15 protein-coding genes and 1 riboswitch are annotated in these 17,660 nt (G+C 64.1%); of the genes, 3 read left to right on the forward strand and 12 right to left on the reverse strand.

The annotated features are described in order from the left end of the window. Positions 1–108 precede the first annotated feature (108 nt). The 5 genes from PQR32_RS28420 to PQR32_RS28440 form a co-directional block, all read right to left on the reverse strand. Positions 109–1,752, reverse strand: coding sequence for an ABC transporter substrate-binding protein (locus PQR32_RS28420; RefSeq protein WP_408234792.1), 1,644 nt, complete (start codon positions 1,750–1,752; stop codon positions 109–111). A gap of 319 nt (positions 1,753–2,071) precedes the next feature. Beyond that, positions 2,072–2,902, reverse strand: a complete 831-nt coding sequence (metF, locus tag PQR32_RS28425) for a methylenetetrahydrofolate reductase [NAD(P)H] (protein ID WP_408234795.1) — start codon at positions 2,900–2,902, stop codon at positions 2,072–2,074. A gap of 11 nt (positions 2,903–2,913) precedes the next feature. Beyond that, positions 2,914–3,267 (reverse strand): phage holin family protein, encoded by a 354-nt coding sequence (locus tag PQR32_RS28430; protein ID WP_132376630.1) that lies wholly within the window; start codon positions 3,265–3,267, stop codon positions 2,914–2,916. Positions 3,268–3,406: 139 nt separating this feature from the next. Further along, positions 3,407–4,828 (reverse strand): adenosylhomocysteinase, encoded by a 1,422-nt coding sequence (gene ahcY, locus PQR32_RS28435; RefSeq protein ID WP_106284834.1) that lies wholly within the window; start codon positions 4,826–4,828, stop codon positions 3,407–3,409. A gap of 32 nt (positions 4,829–4,860) precedes the next feature. Then, a riboswitch (S-adenosyl-L-homocysteine riboswitch) is annotated at positions 4,861–4,997 on the reverse strand. Between the two features lie 96 nt (positions 4,998–5,093). Next, positions 5,094–5,870: a glycosyltransferase family 2 protein gene (locus PQR32_RS28440; RefSeq protein WP_408234798.1), complete on the reverse strand. Its 777-nt coding sequence runs from the start codon at positions 5,868–5,870 to the stop codon at positions 5,094–5,096. Positions 5,871–6,113: 243 nt separating this feature from the next. Here PQR32_RS28440 and PQR32_RS28445 point away from each other — a divergent pair, with 243 nt between their 5' ends. Continuing rightward, on the forward strand, positions 6,114–7,076 hold the full coding sequence (locus PQR32_RS28445; RefSeq protein WP_408234801.1) for a LysR family transcriptional regulator: 963 nt from the start codon (positions 6,114–6,116) through the stop codon (positions 7,074–7,076). A gap of 58 nt (positions 7,077–7,134) precedes the next feature. Here PQR32_RS28445 and PQR32_RS28450 read toward each other — a convergent pair whose 3' ends face one another. Both PQR32_RS28450 and PQR32_RS28455 read right to left on the reverse strand, forming a co-directional pair. After that, positions 7,135–8,901, reverse strand: a complete 1,767-nt coding sequence (locus PQR32_RS28450) for an OmpA family protein (RefSeq protein WP_408234804.1) — start codon at positions 8,899–8,901, stop codon at positions 7,135–7,137. A 172-nt stretch (positions 8,902–9,073) separates the two neighbouring features. Then, positions 9,074–10,732, reverse strand: coding sequence for a GMC family oxidoreductase (locus PQR32_RS28455; RefSeq protein ID WP_408234807.1), 1,659 nt, complete (start codon positions 10,730–10,732; stop codon positions 9,074–9,076). 309 nt (positions 10,733–11,041) lie between these two features. Between PQR32_RS28455 and PQR32_RS28460 the strand changes: the two genes are divergently transcribed. Continuing rightward, positions 11,042–12,727, forward strand: a complete 1,686-nt coding sequence (locus PQR32_RS28460; protein ID WP_408234810.1) for an isovaleryl-CoA dehydrogenase — start codon at positions 11,042–11,044, stop codon at positions 12,725–12,727. A gap of 99 nt (positions 12,728–12,826) precedes the next feature. Then, positions 12,827–14,245: a coniferyl aldehyde dehydrogenase gene (locus tag PQR32_RS28465; protein ID WP_408234813.1), complete on the forward strand. Its 1,419-nt coding sequence runs from the start codon at positions 12,827–12,829 to the stop codon at positions 14,243–14,245. Positions 14,246–14,248: 3 nt separating this feature from the next. On the opposite strand, the gene PQR32_RS28470 is transcribed toward PQR32_RS28465, so the two are convergent. The 5 genes from PQR32_RS28470 to fliE form a co-directional block, all read right to left on the reverse strand. Then, complete coding sequence (locus PQR32_RS28470) at positions 14,249–14,611, reverse strand: EscU/YscU/HrcU family type III secretion system export apparatus switch protein (protein WP_408234816.1); 363 nt, start codon at positions 14,609–14,611, stop codon at positions 14,249–14,251. Then, positions 14,611–16,059 carry a flagellar hook-length control protein FliK gene (fliK, locus tag PQR32_RS28475; RefSeq protein ID WP_408234819.1) on the reverse strand — a complete coding sequence of 483 codons (1,449 nt, stop codon included), beginning with the start codon at positions 16,057–16,059 and terminating at the stop codon, positions 14,611–14,613. Before fliK ends, PQR32_RS28470 begins: the two co-directional genes overlap by 1 nt. 91 nt (positions 16,060–16,150) lie before the next feature. Continuing rightward, positions 16,151–16,477, reverse strand: a complete 327-nt coding sequence (locus PQR32_RS28480; RefSeq protein WP_132376621.1) for a flagellar protein FliT — start codon at positions 16,475–16,477, stop codon at positions 16,151–16,153. Further along, positions 16,474–16,908, reverse strand: coding sequence for a flagellar export chaperone FliS (gene fliS / locus PQR32_RS28485; RefSeq protein WP_168795514.1), 435 nt, complete (start codon positions 16,906–16,908; stop codon positions 16,474–16,476). The genes PQR32_RS28480 and fliS overlap by 4 nt, the downstream gene beginning before the upstream one ends. 217 nt (positions 16,909–17,125) lie before the next feature. Next, positions 17,126–17,461 carry a flagellar hook-basal body complex protein FliE gene (gene fliE, locus PQR32_RS28490; protein WP_408207230.1) on the reverse strand — a complete coding sequence of 112 codons (336 nt, stop codon included), beginning with the start codon at positions 17,459–17,461 and terminating at the stop codon, positions 17,126–17,128. Positions 17,462–17,660 lie beyond the last annotated feature (199 nt).

Genomic DNA, 17,660 nt, shown 5'->3' on the forward strand with positions numbered 1-17,660 from the left:
AGCGCGGACGATCGGAAACCATTCGGGCATAGGAGCAGCCGCACGCCGGCGCTTGCCGGAACGTGCGGCTTTAGAAGGTCGTCTCAGCAAAAATACGACCTGCCGGTGTTATTTCAGGCCCACGTTCATGAATTGCGTCGGACCGAACGGGTCGATCTTGAAGCCTGTGACGTTCTTGCTGATCGGCTGGTACACCGTGGAGTGGGCGATCGGCGTGAACGGAACCTGATCCTTGAAGATCTCCTGGGCTTGAGTATAGGCACTGGTGCGCTGGGACAGATCAGTCGTACTACGGCCCTTTTTGATCAGATCGTCATAAGGTTTGTAGCACCATTTGGAAAAGTTACTGCCGCTGACTGCGTCGCAACCCAGCAATACCCCAAGCCAGTTATCCGGATCGCCATAATCGCCCGTCCAGCCGATCAACATCGCTTCATGCTCGCCGGCATGGGCACGGCGAATATATTCACCCCATTCGTAAGTCGCGATCTTCACCTTGACGCCGATCTTTGCCCAATCGGATTGCAGCATTTCCGCCATCAGGCGCGCGTTCGGGTTATAAGGCCGCTGAACCGGCATGGCCCACAATGTCAGATCGAAACCGTCCGGATAACCCGCCTGCTTCAGCAGCGCTTTGGCTTTTTCCGTGTCGTACGGAGCGTCCTTCAGATTCTTGTCGTAGCCCCACTGGGTCGGCGGCATGGGGTTGGTTGCCGTCTGGCCCGCGCCCTGATACACCGACTCGATAATCGCTTTCTTATTGATCGACATATCGAGCGCGCGGCGCACCAGCACGTTGTCGAGCGGCTTCTTGGTCGTGTTGTAGGCGATATAGCCGAGGTTGAAACCCACCTCGTTCGGCATGACGAGCGACGCATCGGTTTTCACCGTCGGAATATCGGCGGGACGCGGATACGCCATCACTTGGCATTCGCCACGTTTGAGTTTCTGCAGACGCACGGCCGGATCGACGGTAATTGCGAATATCAGCTTGCCGACTTTGACGACGCCCGGCTTCCAGTAATCGGGATTACCGTCGAAGCGAATCGTGTCGTCCTTCGTATAGCTGCGGAAAATGAACGGGCCGGTGCCGACCGGATATTGATTGATATCCGACGCTTTACCCGCTTTCAATAGCTGATCGCCGTATTCCGCCGAGAGAATCGACGCGAACGGCATCGCGATCTGTTGTAGAAACGGCGCGTCGACTTCCTTCAGCGTGAATTTAACCGTGTACGGGTCGACCGCTTCGACCTTCGCGATGTTCTTGGAAAGGCCCAGATCGGTGAAATAGGGAAATGGCACCGAGTACGCCTTGCGGAACGGCTGCTCCGGGTCGAGCATCCGCTGGTACGTGAAGACGACGTCGTCCGCATTGAACTCGCGCGTCGGCTTGAAGAACGCCGTGGTCTGGAACTTCACGCCGTGGCGCAAATGAAACGTATAGGTCAGCCCGTCCGGCGACACGTCCCATTTTTCCGCGAGGCCCGGTTCGATATCCGTGCTGCCGTGCGCGAACTCGATCAGGCGGTTATAGACCGTGTACGACCCCGCGCTGAACTCGACGCTGGTGGTGTATTGCGCACTGTCGAAGCCCGCCGGACTGCCCTCGGAGCAGAACACGAGGGTCTTGTCGGGCAGCTTGGCCGCGTCCGCGACGGCGGGCGAAAGCCCGGCGCTCAGAACCGCACAGACGCTCAGCGCCGGAAGGCAGGTTTGGCGAACTGCAAACAGCAACTTGGATACCGTCATCACGTTCTCCGCACAGCAGCCACGTCAGCTGCGCTTTGATCATAGACAGCACAAAAATCGGGTTCAATCCGGGCTTACGCGCCGCAAGCTTCACTCGGGCCGGCTCGCTTGTTGCGACGCAGCAGCCGTTGCGGCCGATTTCGCGCGTCGGAATCGTCGTGCCTGCTTCATTCGCCCGCGGCTTGCGCGGCAGTCGCATAGTATTCGCGCGCAAGCCCCGGCGCCCGTTCCGCGCCATTTGTGGCGTCCATTCGCCGCGCGAAAAAAACCGCGCGACCGAATGAGCCGCGCGGTTTCGTCTCAACAACGTGATTCGGCCTTAAACGGCCAACCGTTCGCAGATCGCTTTGGTCGCCGCGGCGCCGTTCAGCGTGTAGAAGTGCAGACCCGGCACTTTGGCGTCGATCAGACGCCCGCACAGGTCCGTCACCACATCCAGCCCGAACGCGCGAATCGACTCGCGGTCGTCGCCGAAGCTTTCCAGCCGGCGCGCGATCCAGCGCGGCACTTCAGCGCCGCACATCTCCGAGAAACGCATCAGTTGCGAGAAGTTCGTGATCGGCATGATGCCCGGCACGATCGGCACATCCACGCCGAGCTTCCTCGCGTCATCGACGAAACGGAAGTACGCGTCCGCGTTGAAGAAGTACTGCGTGATCGCCGAATTGGCGCCGGCTTTCACCTTGCGGGCAAAGTTGTCCAGATCGTGACGCGGCGAGCGCGACTGCGGGTGGTATTCCGGGTAGCCGGCCACCTCGATCCAGAACCAGTCGCCGAACTCGGCGCGGATGAAGCTCACCAGTTCCGACGCGTAACGCAGCTCGCCGACCTCGCCCATGCCGGACGGCAGATCGCCGCGCAGCGCGACGATATGCCGAATGCCATGCGCGCGGTACTCGTTGAGGATCGCGCGCAGGCTCTCTTTCGACGAGCCGATGCACGACACGTGCGGCGCCGCTTCGAGCCCTTCCTTCGCCATATCGACGACGGTATCGAGCGTGCCCTGTTGCGTCGAGCCGCCGGCGCCGAACGTGACGGACACGAACTTGGGCTTGAGCGTGGCGAGCTGGGCGCGCGTGGCGCGCAGCTTGTCGACGCCTTCCTGCGTTTTCGGCGGGAAGAATTCGAATGATAGTTCGATCGGGTTCATGATTCAGTGGGTCAACCGAGACTGCGGTTGCCGAAAATAAGCGCGGACAGGAGCCATGAAACGATGCTGTACAGGATCGAGCCGAAGAACGCCGACCAGAAACCCGACACTTCGAACCCCTTCAGGAGCGACGCGCACAGCCAGAAGCACAGCGCATTGACGACCAGAATGAAGAGTCCGAGCGTGAGAATCGTGACGGGCAGCGTCAAGAGGATCAGCAGCGGCCGCAGGATCGTGTTGATCAACCCGAGCACCACCGCGACGATCAATGCGGTGCCGAAACTGCGGATATGAATCGACGGAACGAGGTAGGTGATGATCAGGAGCGCAAGCGCGTTGATCAGCCAGGTCAGCAGCACGGTCATGTAGAGCTCCTTTGGCAGGATGTCCGATAGCGGGAAAAAGCGCGTAACAGGGAGCGGGAGGCGGCATGGCAAACAAAGCGGCGCATGATGCGCCGCCCTGTCGTCAAACTGTCATGCTGTCAAACCGCACGCGGCGCGCTTAATAGCGGTAGTGGTTCGGCTTGAACGGACCGTTCTTGTCGACGCCGATGTAGCCGGCCTGATCGTCCGACAGCACGGTCAGATTCGCGCCGATGCGCGCCAGATGCAGGCGTGCGACCTTTTCGTCCAGATGCTTCGGCAACACGTACACCTTGTTCTCGTACTTCTTGCCTTGCGTGAACAGTTCGATCTGCGCGAGCGTCTGGTTCGTGAACGAATTCGACATCACGAACGACGGGTGGCCCGTCGCGCAACCCAGGTTCACGAGGCGGCCTTCAGCCAGCAGGATCACGCGCTTGCCGTCCGGGAAAATGATGTGGTCGACCTGCGGCTTGATGTTGTCCCACTCGTACTGACGGGTCGACGCCACGTCGATTTCCGAGTCGAAGTGACCGATGTTGCAGACGATCGCGTTGTGACGCATCGCCTTCATGTGGTCGTGGCCGATCACGTGATAGTTGCCGGTTGCCGTCACGAAGATGTCGGCCTTGTCGGCCGCGTATTCCATCGTCACGACGCGGTAGCCTTCCATCGCCGCCTGCAGCGCGCAGATCGGATCGATTTCGGTGACCCACACGGTCGCGCCCAGACCGCGCAGCGATTGCGCGCAGCCCTTGCCCACGTCGCCGTAACCGGCAACCACGGCGATCTTGCCCGCGATCATCACGTCAGTTGCGCGTTTGATACCGTCGACCAGCGACTCACGGCAGCCGTACAGGTTGTCGAATTTCGACTTGGTGACCGAGTCGTTGACGTTGATCGCCGGGAACGGCAGGCGGCCTTCTTTTTCCATCTGATACAGACGGTGCACGCCGGTCGTGGTTTCTTCCGTCACGCCCTGGATGTGCGCGAGGCGCGTGGAGTACCACGTCGGGTCGGCGTCGAGGTGCGAAGCGATCGACTTGTACAGCGCGACTTCTTCCTCGTTGGTCGGCTTCGAGATCACCGAGCGGTCTTTCTCGGCCTTCGAGCCGAGGATCAGCAGCAACGTGGCGTCGCCGCCGTCGTCGAGGATCATGTTGGCGAATTCGCCGTTCGGCCATTCGAAAATGCGGTGCGAGAATTCCCAGTATTCGTCGAGCGACTCGCCCTTGAACGCGAACACCGGCGTGCCGGCCTTGGCGATCGCCGCAGCGGCGTGGTCTTGCGTCGAGAAGATGTTGCACGATGCCCAGCGCACATCGGCGCCGAGCGCCGTCAGCGTCTCGATCAGCACGCCGGTCTGGATCGTCATGTGCAGCGAACCTGCGATGCGCGCGCCCTTCAGCGGCTGCTGCGCCTTGTACTCTTCGCGCGTCTGCACGAGACCGGGCATTTCCGTCTCGGCGATGTTGAGTTCCTTGCGGCCCCAGTCGGCAAGCGACATGTCGGCAACAACGAAATCCTGGGAATTTTTGGAATCGATAACTGCGGCGTTCATCACGCCCTCCTTTCTAAGTAGTGACTAGAAATTTGACGTGAGCGCGGTTCGATGCGGTGGATGGGAAAGCGCTAGGCGCATCCGAGCCCTCCGATTGAAGTCTCCGAGCCTGGCGGGCGGCCGGCGAATATGCTGATTCGCGGTACCCGTCGCAACGCTCCTCGGAGACGAACGGCGATTGTAGCAAATCGAGATGGCTTCGGGGCGCGCGTGTTTTCTTGTGTTTCGTGTATGCGCAAAGCCGACGCGATAGATGCCGCGCGGCCTACGACGCGGCGGCCTCGGCCGTCACGTTCGCCGTGCGCAATTGCGCGATGCCGGCGCGCGCGGTATCGAGGCACTGCCGGGAAACGCGGAACGCTTCGGCGACATCGGCGGGATCCGGAATCTGCAGTCCGAGCGCGATACGGAAGTAGCGTTCGGCGTGAATGCCCGCGTGATAATGCATCCGCACGCGCTTCACGTCGTTCAGCCGCTTGTTGCCGAAAATCTCGCGCAGCGCCCACGAAAACGCACCGTCTTCGCCGCCGATACGGCGAAACGCATCGTCCATCGGAAAGCCGCCGAGCGCGAGATAGACCGCGCGGCGAATGAACAGGCCGCTCGGCACCGTATTGCTGAGCGTCGCAGCGTGCGCGGCGAAGTCAGGGTGAGCCGTGAGGTCGCGCGGAAAATCCGCGTATTCGACGTCGAGCCGCACGGACACTTCCTTCGGGTTTTGCGCGAGGAACGCGCTCGCGGCGGCGAGGGCACCGGGCAGATATTCGTCGTCGGCGTCGAGGAAGGCGATCAGATCGTGCGACGCATGCAACGCGCCCCAGTTGCGCGCTCGCGCCGCACCGCCGTTATAGGGCATTCGCAGCAGACCGACGCGCGCGTCGAGGCGGCCGAATTGGGCCACGATGTCCGCGGAGGCATCGGCCGAGCCGTCGTCCACCACAATGATCTGCGTGGCCTCAGGCTGGATCCGGCAACTTTGCAAAGCACGCGCGAGCGTCGCTGCGCCGTTGTAGCAGGGAATGATGATGGAGATGGGCGTCATGATGAACGGGTGCGATTGTCGGGTCGTCGGTGGAGATCCGCAGATGTTATTCCGCTTGCGGCCCTGTCCATCTTGAAATGGATGTGGCGTCCCCAGGTCGGCAGTCGCCGACGCGGACACTTCGACCGCGCTGCCCACAGTGACACCGTCGGTCCGCGCAATCCCATAGGTTGCGCTCAACATAAACACCATGACTTACAATCGTCCAGATCATTCCAATTTGGAATTCCGGAGTCTGAGATCGTGGAACTACGTGCGCTGCGGTATTTCGTCGAAGTGGTGCGTCAGCAGAGTTTCACCGTCGCCGCCGAGCAGATGTTCGTCACGCAGCCGACCATCAGCAAGATGGTCAAGTCACTGGAGGATGAAATCGGCTCCCCGCTGTTGTTGCGCGACGGGCGCCAGATGGTGTTGACCGACGCCGGCCGGATCGTCTACCAACGCGGCCAGGACGTACTGGCGGCGCACGCGCAATTGCAGGCCGAATTGAACGATCTCGGCACGCTCGGCCACGGCGAGCTCACCATCGGCATTCCGCCCATGGGCGGTTCGCTCTTCACACCGGCCATCGCCGCGTTTCGCCAGCGCTATCCGAAAATCGAATTGAAGCTGTTCGAGCAGGGCTCACGCGCCATCGAGACGGCGCTGATCAACGGTGAACTGGAATTGGGCGGCGTGTTGCAACCGGTCGACCCGGAAAATATCGACGTGCTGCCCATGACGCGTCAACTGCTGTGGTTGGTCGCGCGCACCGGCTCTAACTGGGACGATCTGCACGAAGTGCCGCTCGCGCAACTCGCCCACGAGCCGTTCGTGTTCTACGGCGAAAGTCTCGCGCTCAATGATGTCGTGCTGAACGCGTGCCGTACCGCCGGCTTTGCGCCGACCATCGTCGGGCGCAGCGGGCATTGGGATTTCATGGCGGCGCTGGTTTTGGCCGGTGTCGGCATCGCGCTGTTGCCGGCGCCGTATTGTCGGCATCTCGACCCTGCGCAGTTCACCTGCCGGCCGGTGGTGGAACCGGAGATTCCGTGGGAAATGGCAATCGGCTGGCGCCGCAATGGTTATCTGTCGCACGCCGCGCGCGCGTGGCTCGAGGTCGCCCGTGAGGCGTTGCCCGGCCAGGCCGGCGACGATTTCATGCTCGGGCCGGGCATTGGCGTGAGCGGCATCACGACGCCGTTTCCGACGCCGCCGGCCAAATGACACGATGCCGCCCGGCGTGAACCGGGCGGCATGTCTCGCACGCTCGTTCCGGCCGTGCTTACTGTTGTTGTGCGACGAACTCGATGCGGCGGTTGGCGAAGCGGCCGCTCGCCGTGTCGTTGCTTGCGACCGGACGCACCTGCCCGTAGCCTTGTGCGATCAGCGAATCAGCCGGCACGCCCGTCTTGACGAGATAGGCGCGCACCGCTTCGGCACGTTGTTTCGACAATTGCAGATTGGCTTGTTCGCCGCCCACGTTGTCCGAATAGCCCGCCACTTCCAGCCGTGCCGTCTTGCCGTTGCCTGCGCAGGCGTTCAGCACGCGCGCCGACTGGTTCAGATCTTCCACCGCCGAGGTCGGCACATGCGCGCTGGCGCTTGCGAAGTTGATCACCTGCAGGTTCAGCACCTTGACCACGTCTGCGGTCACGCACGAGCTATCCGGCGAGAGCAGGCTCTTGATCGCGCTGCGGAAGCTCTCGTTGGCATCGGCGACAGCGTGCGCGACGTCGAACGAACCGATCTGATACGACGCGCCGAACAGCGATTTCAGCTTGTCGAGCCAGCCGAGCTTCTTGTCCGCTGCGGGGCCGCTCAGTTCGATGTGCGTGCCGACCACTTTCACTTCCGCGCCGGGCAGCGACAGCAGCGGCAACAGGCCGTCGAAATGGACCAGCCAGTCGGCCGGCTTCGTGGCCGGATCGACCGTGATGTTCGGCACGAAGTTGTATTGACCGAGGCGCTTGGTCAACTCATCCATCAGTTGATTTTTTTCGGCTTCACTGCCGACCGTAGCGGTGAGCGTCGGTTTGCCGGCGGTGTCGACGGTTAAGCTGAGCTGGCTGTCCTGGGTCGGCGCGGGTGCGGCGGCCGGTTGCTGCGCGTCGCTTGCGCCGCTTGCTGAGCTCGCGGGCGTCACTGCGCTGGCTTCCGACGCCAACGCCGCTGCGTCGCTGGCGGCGGCCAAAGCGGCCGAAGCCTGAACCGGCGCCGAAGCCGGCTGCGCGGTGACCGCTGCTTCGGAACTGCTGTGCCCGTCAGCGCGGCTGACGCTCTGCTGGCTTTGGCAGCCGCGCAGAAACAGAAAAGCCAGCACCGCCGCGACGACCGCGAGCAGCCACCACAGCCACGTGTGCGAGCGGCGCTCTTCGCGCACCACGGCGCCCACCGGCACGTGGATGTTCGACAACGCGTCGGCCACCGGTTTGGCCGCGGGCGTCGGATGATCGATATGCGACGAAACGGCCTTCAACTGCGCCAGAATGTTGCCGGCAAACGCGCCGAGCCCGCTCAGGCCGAGCGCGGCCATCAGGCGATCGTTCAGATAAGGCGTAATGAGCGGCAGTTGATGGCCCAGCAACGTCGGCAACTGACCGGCGTTGCCCTGACCTTCGAGACAATGCCGCTTCAGCAAGCCGAGCAGGGTTGCACCGACGATGCCCGTCATGGCATGCGTGGCGTGCGCCGGCACCCCGGTTTGCGAGGCGACCTCATCGCTCAGTGCGTCGACGCGGCGGTCCAGTGCGCGTTCGAGCAACTGCCGCCCGGCCATTTCCAGTTGGCTTACGCCGTTCGTGCTGCCGATCAGGTGTGGCAGCTGTTCGGCGATATGGCCGTTCACTTCCGGCGAGAGGATCGTAGCGAAAAGCGAACGCGCGCCGTCAAGCGTCGCGCCCTTTTGCATCAGGCCGGCGACGAGTGCCGGCGCCGTGGTGGCCAGCACCTTTTGAGTCGCGTCCGGCGGCAGCCCGAAGCGCCCCGCTAGCTGCCGCACGACACCGTCCGTCATGGCGGACTGAATCAATTGAATTGCGTTGATGCTCATCGCTTCGCTTCCTAGAGTTCCCGAACGCGTCACCTGACGCGCTCCTTTTTGCGGCGCGATTATAGGTTTCGGGAAATCTCATAAACGAAGTGGCACAAATTATGACGAATTGGCAGACGTTCGCCCAGGTTGTCTCATATTTAGCAGCATTATCTGAACTATCGCCGGAAACTCAGCCGGTGTTCGTCGCCACGCCAGCTCTGCTGATCGACGCCATTTTCAGTTCCGCTTGCGACTCGCGACGCGCCGCCGCGATCAGCTCGGCCGCGCGCTCGCCGATCATCACCGTCGGCGAATTGGTGTTGCCGCCGATCAGCGTGGGCATCACCGAAGCATCGACGACCCGCAGCCCCGTGACGCCTCGCACCCGCAATTGCGGATCGACCACCGAGCGTGCGTCGCCGCCCATCCGGCAAGTCGCCACCGGGTGATAGATCGTGTCGGCATGCTCGGCGATCGTGCGACGCAACTCCGCGTCCGACTGCCCGGGATGCGTGTACAACTCGCTGCCGCCATGCAACGCGAGCGAAGGCGCATCGAGAATGCGCCGCGCCATCCGTGCGCCGTCCACCAGCAGATCGAGATCGCGCGGGTCGCTGAAAAAGCGCGGGTCGATCACCGGTGCGGTGCGCGCATCGGCGCTTGCCAGCGTCACCGTACCGCGGCTGTGCGGGCGCAATACGCACACATGCAGCGAATAACCGTGGCCCCAATGCATGTGACGGTTGTGATCGTCGACGATGGCCGCACAGAAATGCAGTTGCACATCCGGCCGGTCGAGCGTCGGATTGCTCTTCAGAAAACCGCCCGCCTCGGCGACATTGCTCGACAGCATGCCGCGCCCGTGGCGCATGAAAGTGACGAATTGCGGCAGCATCCGCGCGATGCCTCGAATCGAAAACCCAGTCGGTTCGATCGACGAAACCCGTTTGTTGATCGTGAAATCGATGTGGTCGATCAGGTTCTGGCCGACCTCCGGCGCGTCGTGCAGCACGGCAATGCCAAGCGACTGCAGATGCGCCGCCGGTCCGATGCCCGAGCACATCAGCAGTTGCGGCGAATTGAATGCGCCAGCGGCGAGCACCACCTCCGCGCGTGCTTCGAGCGTTTCCGTGCGGCCGCCGCGCACGATCTCCACGCCGCTCGCGCGCTTGCCGTTGAAGGCCACGCGCAGCACCGTTGCGTCGGCGATCGTGTGCAGGTTGGGACGCTCGCGGTCGTAGATATAGGCGCGCGCCACGCTGCAACGGCGTCCGTCGCGCTGCGTCACCTGATAGAAGCCGATCCCTTCCTGGTCCGCGCCGTTGAAGTCGCTATTCGGCTTGTATCCGGCTTCCATCGCCGCCTGCACGAAACGCCGCGAAAACGGATTCTGATAGCGCAGATCGGAGACGGTGAGTGGGCCGCTGTCGCCATGCCATGCATCGGCGCCGCGCTGGTTGCCTTCGGCGCGGCGGAAATACGGCAGCACCTCCGACCACGACCAGCCTTCGCAGCCCAGTTCCGCCCATTCGTCGTAATCGAGCGGATGGCCGCGCGTATAGATCATCGCGTTGATCGCGCTCGATCCACCGAAGCCGCGCCCGCGCGGCTGATACCCTTGCCGTCCGGCGAGCCCCGGCTGCGGCGTGGTCAGATAACCGTAATTGGTCTTGAGTTTGTGCGGCACCACGGCCGCCACGCCCACAGGCATGTTGACGAACAGATTGCGATCCGTGTGCGGGCCGGCTTCGATCAGGGCGATCGTCGCGTCCGGGCAGCTATCCGCAAGACGGCTCGCCAGCGCACAACCGCCCGAGCCGGCGCCGACGATGATGTAGTCGTATTGCATCCGCTCCTCCTGATGGGCTCGCGTTGCTCGCGCACCCTTGTCTCGTGCACACTTGTCTACGTGTGTTTCATTGGCATTGTAGGGAGCGTTCGGATGGCGCGGCGGCTTCGCGTCAGAGCGATTCCTCTAAACGGAACGGGCGTCGCGACCCTATGATGAAAGACGCGCTGGCGCCCGCCGGGCGGCCGCGCACAGCATTCAAACACGGCGCCGTATGCGCCGTCCTCTCAGCGCGCGGCACGGCACGCGGCGATCAAACAGCGCAGCACCGACCGACGCCGGCGAGCATGCGTTGAATGGAGACAGCAGATGGAACGGCACAGCTTCGGCCAGACTCACGAGGTGACCAATCAGGTTCCGCCGCTAGCGGACTACAACCTGTTTTCCAGTGACGCCGCGTTGTCGGCCGCCCTCGAACGCGACGGCGCCGGGTGGCATCGCGGCGCGCTGTTGCGGCACGGTGCGGCGCTCACCACGCCGGACACGCTGGCGCTCGCCGAACTGGCCAACCGCCATTCGCCTGAACTATTCACGCATAGTCCGCGCGGCGAGCGCATCGACGCGCTGGAGTTTCATCCTTCGTGGCATACGCTGCTCTCGCTGCTGCGTGGCGAAGGTCTCCACGCGCTGCCGTTTTCCGATCCGCAACGCGGCGCGATGGTGGCGCGCTGCGCCGGTTACTTCCTGCATGCGCAAATCGAATCCGGCTCGCTCTGCCCGCTGACCATGACCTTCGCGAGCATCCCCGTGCTGCAACGCGAACCCGCGTTATTCGCGACGTTGCGCGACAAGCTCTACGCGCGCGAGCACGATCCGCGCGACGTGCCGCTCAAGCAGAAAACCTCCGCGATGATCGGCATGGGCATGACCGAAAAGCAAGGCGGCTCGGACGTGCGCAGCAATCAGACCCGCGCCTACTCCACCGCCGGCAGCGGCCGCGGCGCCGCCTATCGACTGGTCGGACACAAATGGTTTTTCTCCGCGCCGCAATGCGACGCGCATCTCGTGCTCGGCCGCACGGACGAACACGAAGGCCTCTCGTGCTTCTACGTGCCGCGCTTCGCGCCGGACGGCCGCAAGAACAACGTGCAGATCCAGCGCCTGAAAGACAAGCTCGGCAATCGCTCGAATGCGAGCAGCGAAGTCGAATTCCTCGACGCGTTCGGCATCATGATCGGCGACGAAGGACGCGGCGTGCCGACCATCATCGAAATGGCGAATTACACGCGGCTCGATTGCGTGATCGGCAGCGCGGCCTTGATGCGCGCGGCGCTTGTGCAGGCGATCCACCATGCGCGTCATCGCAGCGCGTTCGGACGGCATCTCGCCGATCAGCCGCTGATGCGTAACGTGCTCGCCGACCTGGCTCTGGAATCGGAAGCGGCGACGGTGCTGTTCATGCGTCTCGCGCGTGCTTTCGAAGAGTCCACCGACGCCGCCTCCACCTCGCTTGCCGAGCGCGCGTGGCGCCGCATCGTCACGCCCGCGGCGAAGTACTGGGTCTGCAAGCGCGCGCTGGAATTCACCGGCGAGGCGATGGAAGTCTGGGGCGGCAACGGCTACGTCGAAACCGGTCCGATGGCGCGCTTCTATCGTGAAGCGCCGGTGAATTCGATCTGGGAAGGGTCCGGCAACGTGATGTGCCTCGATGTGCTGCGCGCGATGGAGCGTGAGCCGGAAGCGGCGCAGGCGTTGTTCGCCGCATGGCAAGCGGACGCGCAAGCGCATCCGGCATTGAGCGCCGCGCTCGGCAAACTCGCCGCCACGCTCAACGGGCCGGCCGAGCATCGCGAGGCCTCGGCGCGGCGGATCGCGCAACAGGTCGTGCTGATCGCGCAGGCGACCTTGCTGCTCAAACATGCGCCCGCAGAAGTCGCCGAGGCATTCATTGCCACGCGTCTTGCCGACGGCTGCGGCGAGAGCGGTCGTGTGTACGGCACGCTGCCAGCCACGTTCGATCATGCGGCGATCATCGAAAGAGCTTTTCCTGCCTGACGTTCGGCACATACGCTTCAGGCACGCCGGGAAGCAGCATCAGTAAATCCAATAAAAGCGCGACTCGACGCGCAACGCTATCCATCAGGGAGTGGACACATGAAGAACGATCTGCCAGAGGTCGCCGCGCTCGCAGCGCTGCTGCGCGACCAGCGCCACGCTTATCTGCGCGCGCCGTATCCATCGTGGGAGACGCGCGCCGCGCATCTGAAAACGCTGCGCAAAGTCATGCTCGACAATCGCGACGCGCTCGCCGACGCGATGAACGCCGACTTCGGCAATCGCGCGAAACAGGAAGTGCTGCTCGCCGAATTCCTGCTGGTGAAGGAGGAAATCGACGGCGCGCTTAGACACGGCAAGCGCTGGATGAAAGCGCAGCGCCGCAGCACCAACAAATGGCTGCTGCCGGCGCGCGCGAAAGTCGTGCCGCAGCCGCTCGGCGTGGTCGGCATCATCGTGCCGTGGAATTATCCGGTGCTGCTCGCGGTCGGACCGCTCGTCAGCGCGTTGACCGCCGGCAATCGCGCGATCATCAAAATGTCCGAACTGACGCCGCGCACTTCGGCGCTGTTCGAGCAGTTGATCGGCCAGACGTTCGCGCGCGATCACGTCGCGGTGGTGAACGGCGACGCCGCGCTCGCCGCCGCGTTCAGCGCGCAGCCCTTCGACCATCTGCTGTTCACCGGCTCGACCAAGGTCGGCCACGAAGTGATGCGCGCCGCCGCCGAGCATCTGACGCCGGTCACGCTCGAACTGGGCGGCAAGTCGCCGGCCATCATCGGCGCGCACGCGCGCTTCGACAACGCGGTCGACAACCTCGTCGCCGGCAAGACGCTCAACGCGGGACAAACCTGCGTCGCGCCGGACTATGTGCTGGTGCCGCGCGGCAAGGAGCAGGCGTTCGTCGAACGGGCGCGCGCGCGAATGGCGAAGATGTATCCGGACTTCGCCGGCAACCCGGATTACACCTCGATCATTTCAGAGCGCCACTTCGCGCGCCTCGAACGTCTCGCCGACGAAGCCCAAGCCGCCGGCGCGCAACTGCACGCGCTCACCGACAGCTCGCCCGATGCGGCGAGCCGCCGCTTCCCGCTGATCGCCGTCACCAACGCGCCGGACGAATGCGCGCTGATGCAGGAGGAAATCTTCGGGCCACTGCTGCCGGTCGTGCCGTATGACACGCTCGACGACGCAATCGCGTGGATCAACGCCCGGCCGCGTCCGCTCGCGCTGTATCTCTACGCCGACGACGCCGCCACGATTGACCGCGTGACGCACGAAACCATCGCCGGCGGCATGGCGATCAACGAAACGCTGATGCATCTGGCGTGCGAAAGCCTGCCGTTCGGCGGAGTCGGGGCAAGCGGAATGGGCGCGTATCACGGCTACGAAGGCTTCGTGACTTTCTCGAAGATGAAGCCGGTGCTGACGCAGGCGCGTCTGAATGCCCGCGGATGGATTTCGCCGCCGTACGGCAAACGGGTGAATGCGCTGCTGAAACTGATGATGCGGTTCTGACGCTCAGCGCGCCGCCGCCGGGCCACCTTCGATTTCGGTGGCCACCACGTCGATGACGTCCTGCGCGTCGGCATTCGCGGCTTGCGGCGGCTCGTTCTCCGCGCCGCTTTCCAGCCGATGCAGCCACGCGAGCATTTCCGCCACCGCCTGATAAAGCTGGGGCGGAATCCGCGCGTCGAGATCCACCTGCATCAGCAGGGAGACCATTTCGGGCGCTTCGTGCACGTACAGGCCGGCTTCCTTGGCCCGCTGCACGATCATCTCGGCCAGCATGCCGTAGCCTTTGGCGATCACGCGCGGCGTGGGATCGCTGCCTTGGGCGTCGTAGACGAGCGCGGCCGCGCTGCGGCGATGTTTGCGGCTCATCACATGTCCCAATCGAAATCGTCGAGCGGCGCGGGTTCCATGCGGCTGGCGCGCGCCGTGCGGCGCACGCCCGTGGTTCGGTTCGCTGCCGAACCGGTCGCGCCGCCAGCCTCTGCCGAACTACCCGCCGAAGCCGACCGTGCATACGCGGACGCCGCCGCCTGAGCGGCCGCCGCGCCGGCGGCAGTTGCAGCGGTGGCGGGCGCGCCGCCGCCGATCTCGCGAATCGTCAGCCCGTTCAATTGGATGCCCGCCGCCGCGAGCCGCTGACGGAAGCTCTCGCCCTGCATGGCGAGACGCGCGGCGCCGCCGGGACTCGCCTGCACGCGCGCGACGAGCCGCGTGCCGGTCAGCGTCAATTCCGCGTCGACGGTGCCGAGCGTCGGCAGCGACAGCGTCAGGCGGGTGCGCCACGGCTGGTCGTCCTCGCTTGCCGTGCCGCCGCCGCTGCGGTCCCATTCGTCGCCGTCCTGTTCGATGGTCCAGTCGAGTTTGGCGCCCGGCCACGCTTCGCCGGTCCAGCGAAACTGCCCGGTCGCGAGCAGATCGAGCTGCTGACGCACCAACGGCACGGTCGCGGGATGAACCGCCGCCGCCATCGACTGCGAATTCTGCGAGGCGCCGCCGTCGACGGTTTGCGCCGCCGCGCTATGCAGGCTCGCACGCGCGGGCTGGCCGTTCAGGTCGGACAGGGAACTGGCCAGCACTTCGCCGGCTACGAAACGCGCGGCTTGCGCGTTAGGAATCGAGGGCGTCCCGCGAGCGGCGGCACCTGCGTCCGGCGCGCCGCCGTTCGGTGAACCATTCGGCGCCGCGCCCATGCCTTGCCGGGCGGACGGATTGGCGGGAGATGCCTCGCCGCCGTCGTTCGCCCAGTCGAGCGGCAGTTGCGCGGCAGCGGCGACCAGTTTGTTTTGCGCTTCGCCCGCCAGCGAGGCAGGCGAACGCTGACCCGCCAGCCATTGCGCGAGATGCGCTTCGTAAAAGAGGCCACTGCCGCCGACGGTCTGTTCGAGCGCGGCCGCGAGCGCCGCGACCGGTACCTGGGCCGCCGCCACATTGGCGGTGGCCGTGGTTGCGGCGGCATTCGGATTGGCGGTTGAAGCATTGGAAGCCGTCGCAGCCGCGGACGTGTCGAACAGCGGCAACGCGCCGACTTCGACATCGAGCGCCGGCGCAGCCGGCCAGATCGGCGTCTGGCCGATCACGGCGGGCGTCGCCTCGCCGCCCGAGCGCACGATCGCATTGAGCGTCAGCGCGACGGCGGACAGCGCGGTCTGGGCGGAAGGCTGCGGCGCGGGCGTCTCAATGAGCGCCGGCATGGTCGGCGCGGTTTCGACACCCGCCGCGCCGGCTTGCGACGCTGCCGCACTCCCTGGCGCGATATTGAGCAGACTATCGATCCGGCTCGCGAGCACCGAAGCGACAGTCGTGTCGATCCCGTTCATGCCGATTCCTTGGTCACATTGGCGGCGTCGCGCTCAAATAAAGTCAGTCAGCCGGATGGATAGAGGCGCCTCTCGGCGCGCGCGGCAAAACTCAGCGCGCTCCGTACAGCTCCTTGAGCACGCGCGTCGGCCGTCCGGCGAACAGCGCGGACAGATTGGCCATGCGCGGGTTCGCCAGATCGCGGATCGCAGCGTCGTCGGCGAGGATCTGGCGGATCAGCGCGTATTTGCGCAGACGCTCCGACTCGTCGAGCTTCACCCCTGTTTCAGCGTCTTTCAACCCGTCCACCAGATGGCGGTATTCGTCTTGCAAGTGGACCAGATCGTTCCACAGTGCGCGCCGGGCAGCCATCAGCATGCGGCAGGAAATCGCTGCAATCGCCTCATAACGGGCGAAGTATTCTGCGTTCGATGTCATCTCATGCTTTCCGCGGCGGGCTGAGCTGCCATCCGCGCGATCTCCGGGGCAATCCCGATCCATGCCTCTTCGAGTGTGGCCAGAAGACCATCCACCTCGACCAGCATCGCCTCGCTTTGTTTTATGTTGGCTTCGAGCAGCCGGCGCGACATATAGCTATATAGCGCGTTCAACCGCTCCGCAATCTCACCGCCCGCCTCGACGTTGAGCGACTGCTGCAGCCCGCTTTCGACGATCTGAATCGCCTTGCCGATCGCCTCTCCGCGTGCCGGCACATTGCCCTGCTGCAGATGCATGCGCGCCTGCGCGATCGCCTGCCGGGCGCCCTGATACAACATCACGATCAGACGATGCGGACTCGCGCCCATCACCCCTGTCTCGACGCCGACGCGTGCGTACGCATTGGCTCCAGAGTGTCCTGGGGAAAACATCGGCGCTCCTCCTCTCTTGCACTGCGGTTGGTCGTGGCACCCCATCCGGGCACGTTGCCGCACCCCGATTTCTGCCTGTACCTGGTTATCGGATAGGCAGCGGGAAAGCTTTAGGCCGGTGTAAGGAGGATTAAGGGGCCGGATGATGCGAGCCGCGAGGGCGGCACGGCATGCACGCGTTCGGGCGGGCGGAACAGCCTTGCCGCCCGAGTCGCGTTCACACCGACATCTGCATGATGTCGTTATAGGCGGACACCAGCTTGTTGCGCACCTGCAGGCCGAACTGGAAGCCCACGTTGGCCTTTTGCATGTCGACCATCACGTCGTTCAACGATACGTTCGACGAGCCGAGTTCGAACGCCTGCGATTCGCCGACCGCCTTGGTCTGGTCGCCGCTGATCTTGTCCAGCGACGCCTTCAGCGCCGAGGCAAAACCGGTGGGCGTCGCCGCGCCGGATGTGTCGGCGATGGCATTGCTGCCGCCGGCCGCTTGCGCCGCCATCGACTGCATCTGTTGCAGCGCCGACGAAAGCGCGTTCACGGGGAAAGTCATGTTTTCTCCAGGGAAGGACGACCGGCATGCGAAACCGTACCGATCTGGACGAAAGCATAGCAGCGGGCCATACGGGAAAGCCCCGAAACTAGGGGGGAAACCCGGCTCTATTCAAGCAATCGGGTTGAGCCGCGCTGCGGATAATTTCGATGGTGAAAGTCTCTGTCCGTGCGCCCGCCGACCCTCGGTGCGGCAGCGG

It is taken from the genome of Paraburkholderia dipogonis (assembly GCF_046027395.1).
GTDB classification, from domain to species: Bacteria; Pseudomonadota; Gammaproteobacteria; order Burkholderiales; family Burkholderiaceae; genus Paraburkholderia; species Paraburkholderia dipogonis_A.

Bases quoted from the DNA above. Each gene is read 5' to 3' on its own strand.
- PQR32_RS28455 (WP_408234807.1), bottom strand. From the start codon at position 10,732: ATGCAATACGACTACATCATCGTCGGCGCCGGCTCGGGCGGTTGTGCG.
- PQR32_RS28470 (WP_408234816.1), bottom strand. From the start codon at position 14,611: ATGAGCCGCAAACATCGCCGCAGCGCGGCCGCGCTCGTCTACGACGCC.
- PQR32_RS28430 (WP_132376630.1), bottom strand. From the start codon at position 3,267: ATGACCGTGCTGCTGACCTGGCTGATCAACGCGCTTGCGCTCCTGATC.
- PQR32_RS28440 (WP_408234798.1), bottom strand. From the start codon at position 5,870: ATGACGCCCATCTCCATCATCATTCCCTGCTACAACGGCGCAGCGACG.
- PQR32_RS28420 (WP_408234792.1), bottom strand. From the start codon at position 1,752: ATGACGGTATCCAAGTTGCTGTTTGCAGTTCGCCAAACCTGCCTTCCG.
- metF (WP_408234795.1), bottom strand. From the start codon at position 2,902: ATGAACCCGATCGAACTATCATTCGAATTCTTCCCGCCGAAAACGCAG.
- fliS (WP_168795514.1), bottom strand. From the start codon at position 16,908: ATGTTTTCCCCAGGACACTCTGGAGCCAATGCGTACGCACGCGTCGGC.
- PQR32_RS28460 (WP_408234810.1), top strand. From the start codon at position 11,042: ATGGAACGGCACAGCTTCGGCCAGACTCACGAGGTGACCAATCAGGTT.
- PQR32_RS28450 (WP_408234804.1), bottom strand. From the start codon at position 8,901: ATGAGCATCAACGCAATTCAATTGATTCAGTCCGCCATGACGGACGGT.
- fliE (WP_408207230.1), bottom strand. From the start codon at position 17,461: ATGACTTTCCCCGTGAACGCGCTTTCGTCGGCGCTGCAACAGATGCAG.
- fliK (WP_408234819.1), bottom strand. From the start codon at position 16,059: ATGAACGGGATCGACACGACTGTCGCTTCGGTGCTCGCGAGCCGGATC.
- PQR32_RS28465 (WP_408234813.1), top strand. From the start codon at position 12,827: ATGAAGAACGATCTGCCAGAGGTCGCCGCGCTCGCAGCGCTGCTGCGC.
- ahcY (WP_106284834.1), bottom strand. From the start codon at position 4,828: ATGAACGCCGCAGTTATCGATTCCAAAAATTCCCAGGATTTCGTTGTT.
- PQR32_RS28480 (WP_132376621.1), bottom strand. From the start codon at position 16,477: ATGACATCGAACGCAGAATACTTCGCCCGTTATGAGGCGATTGCAGCG.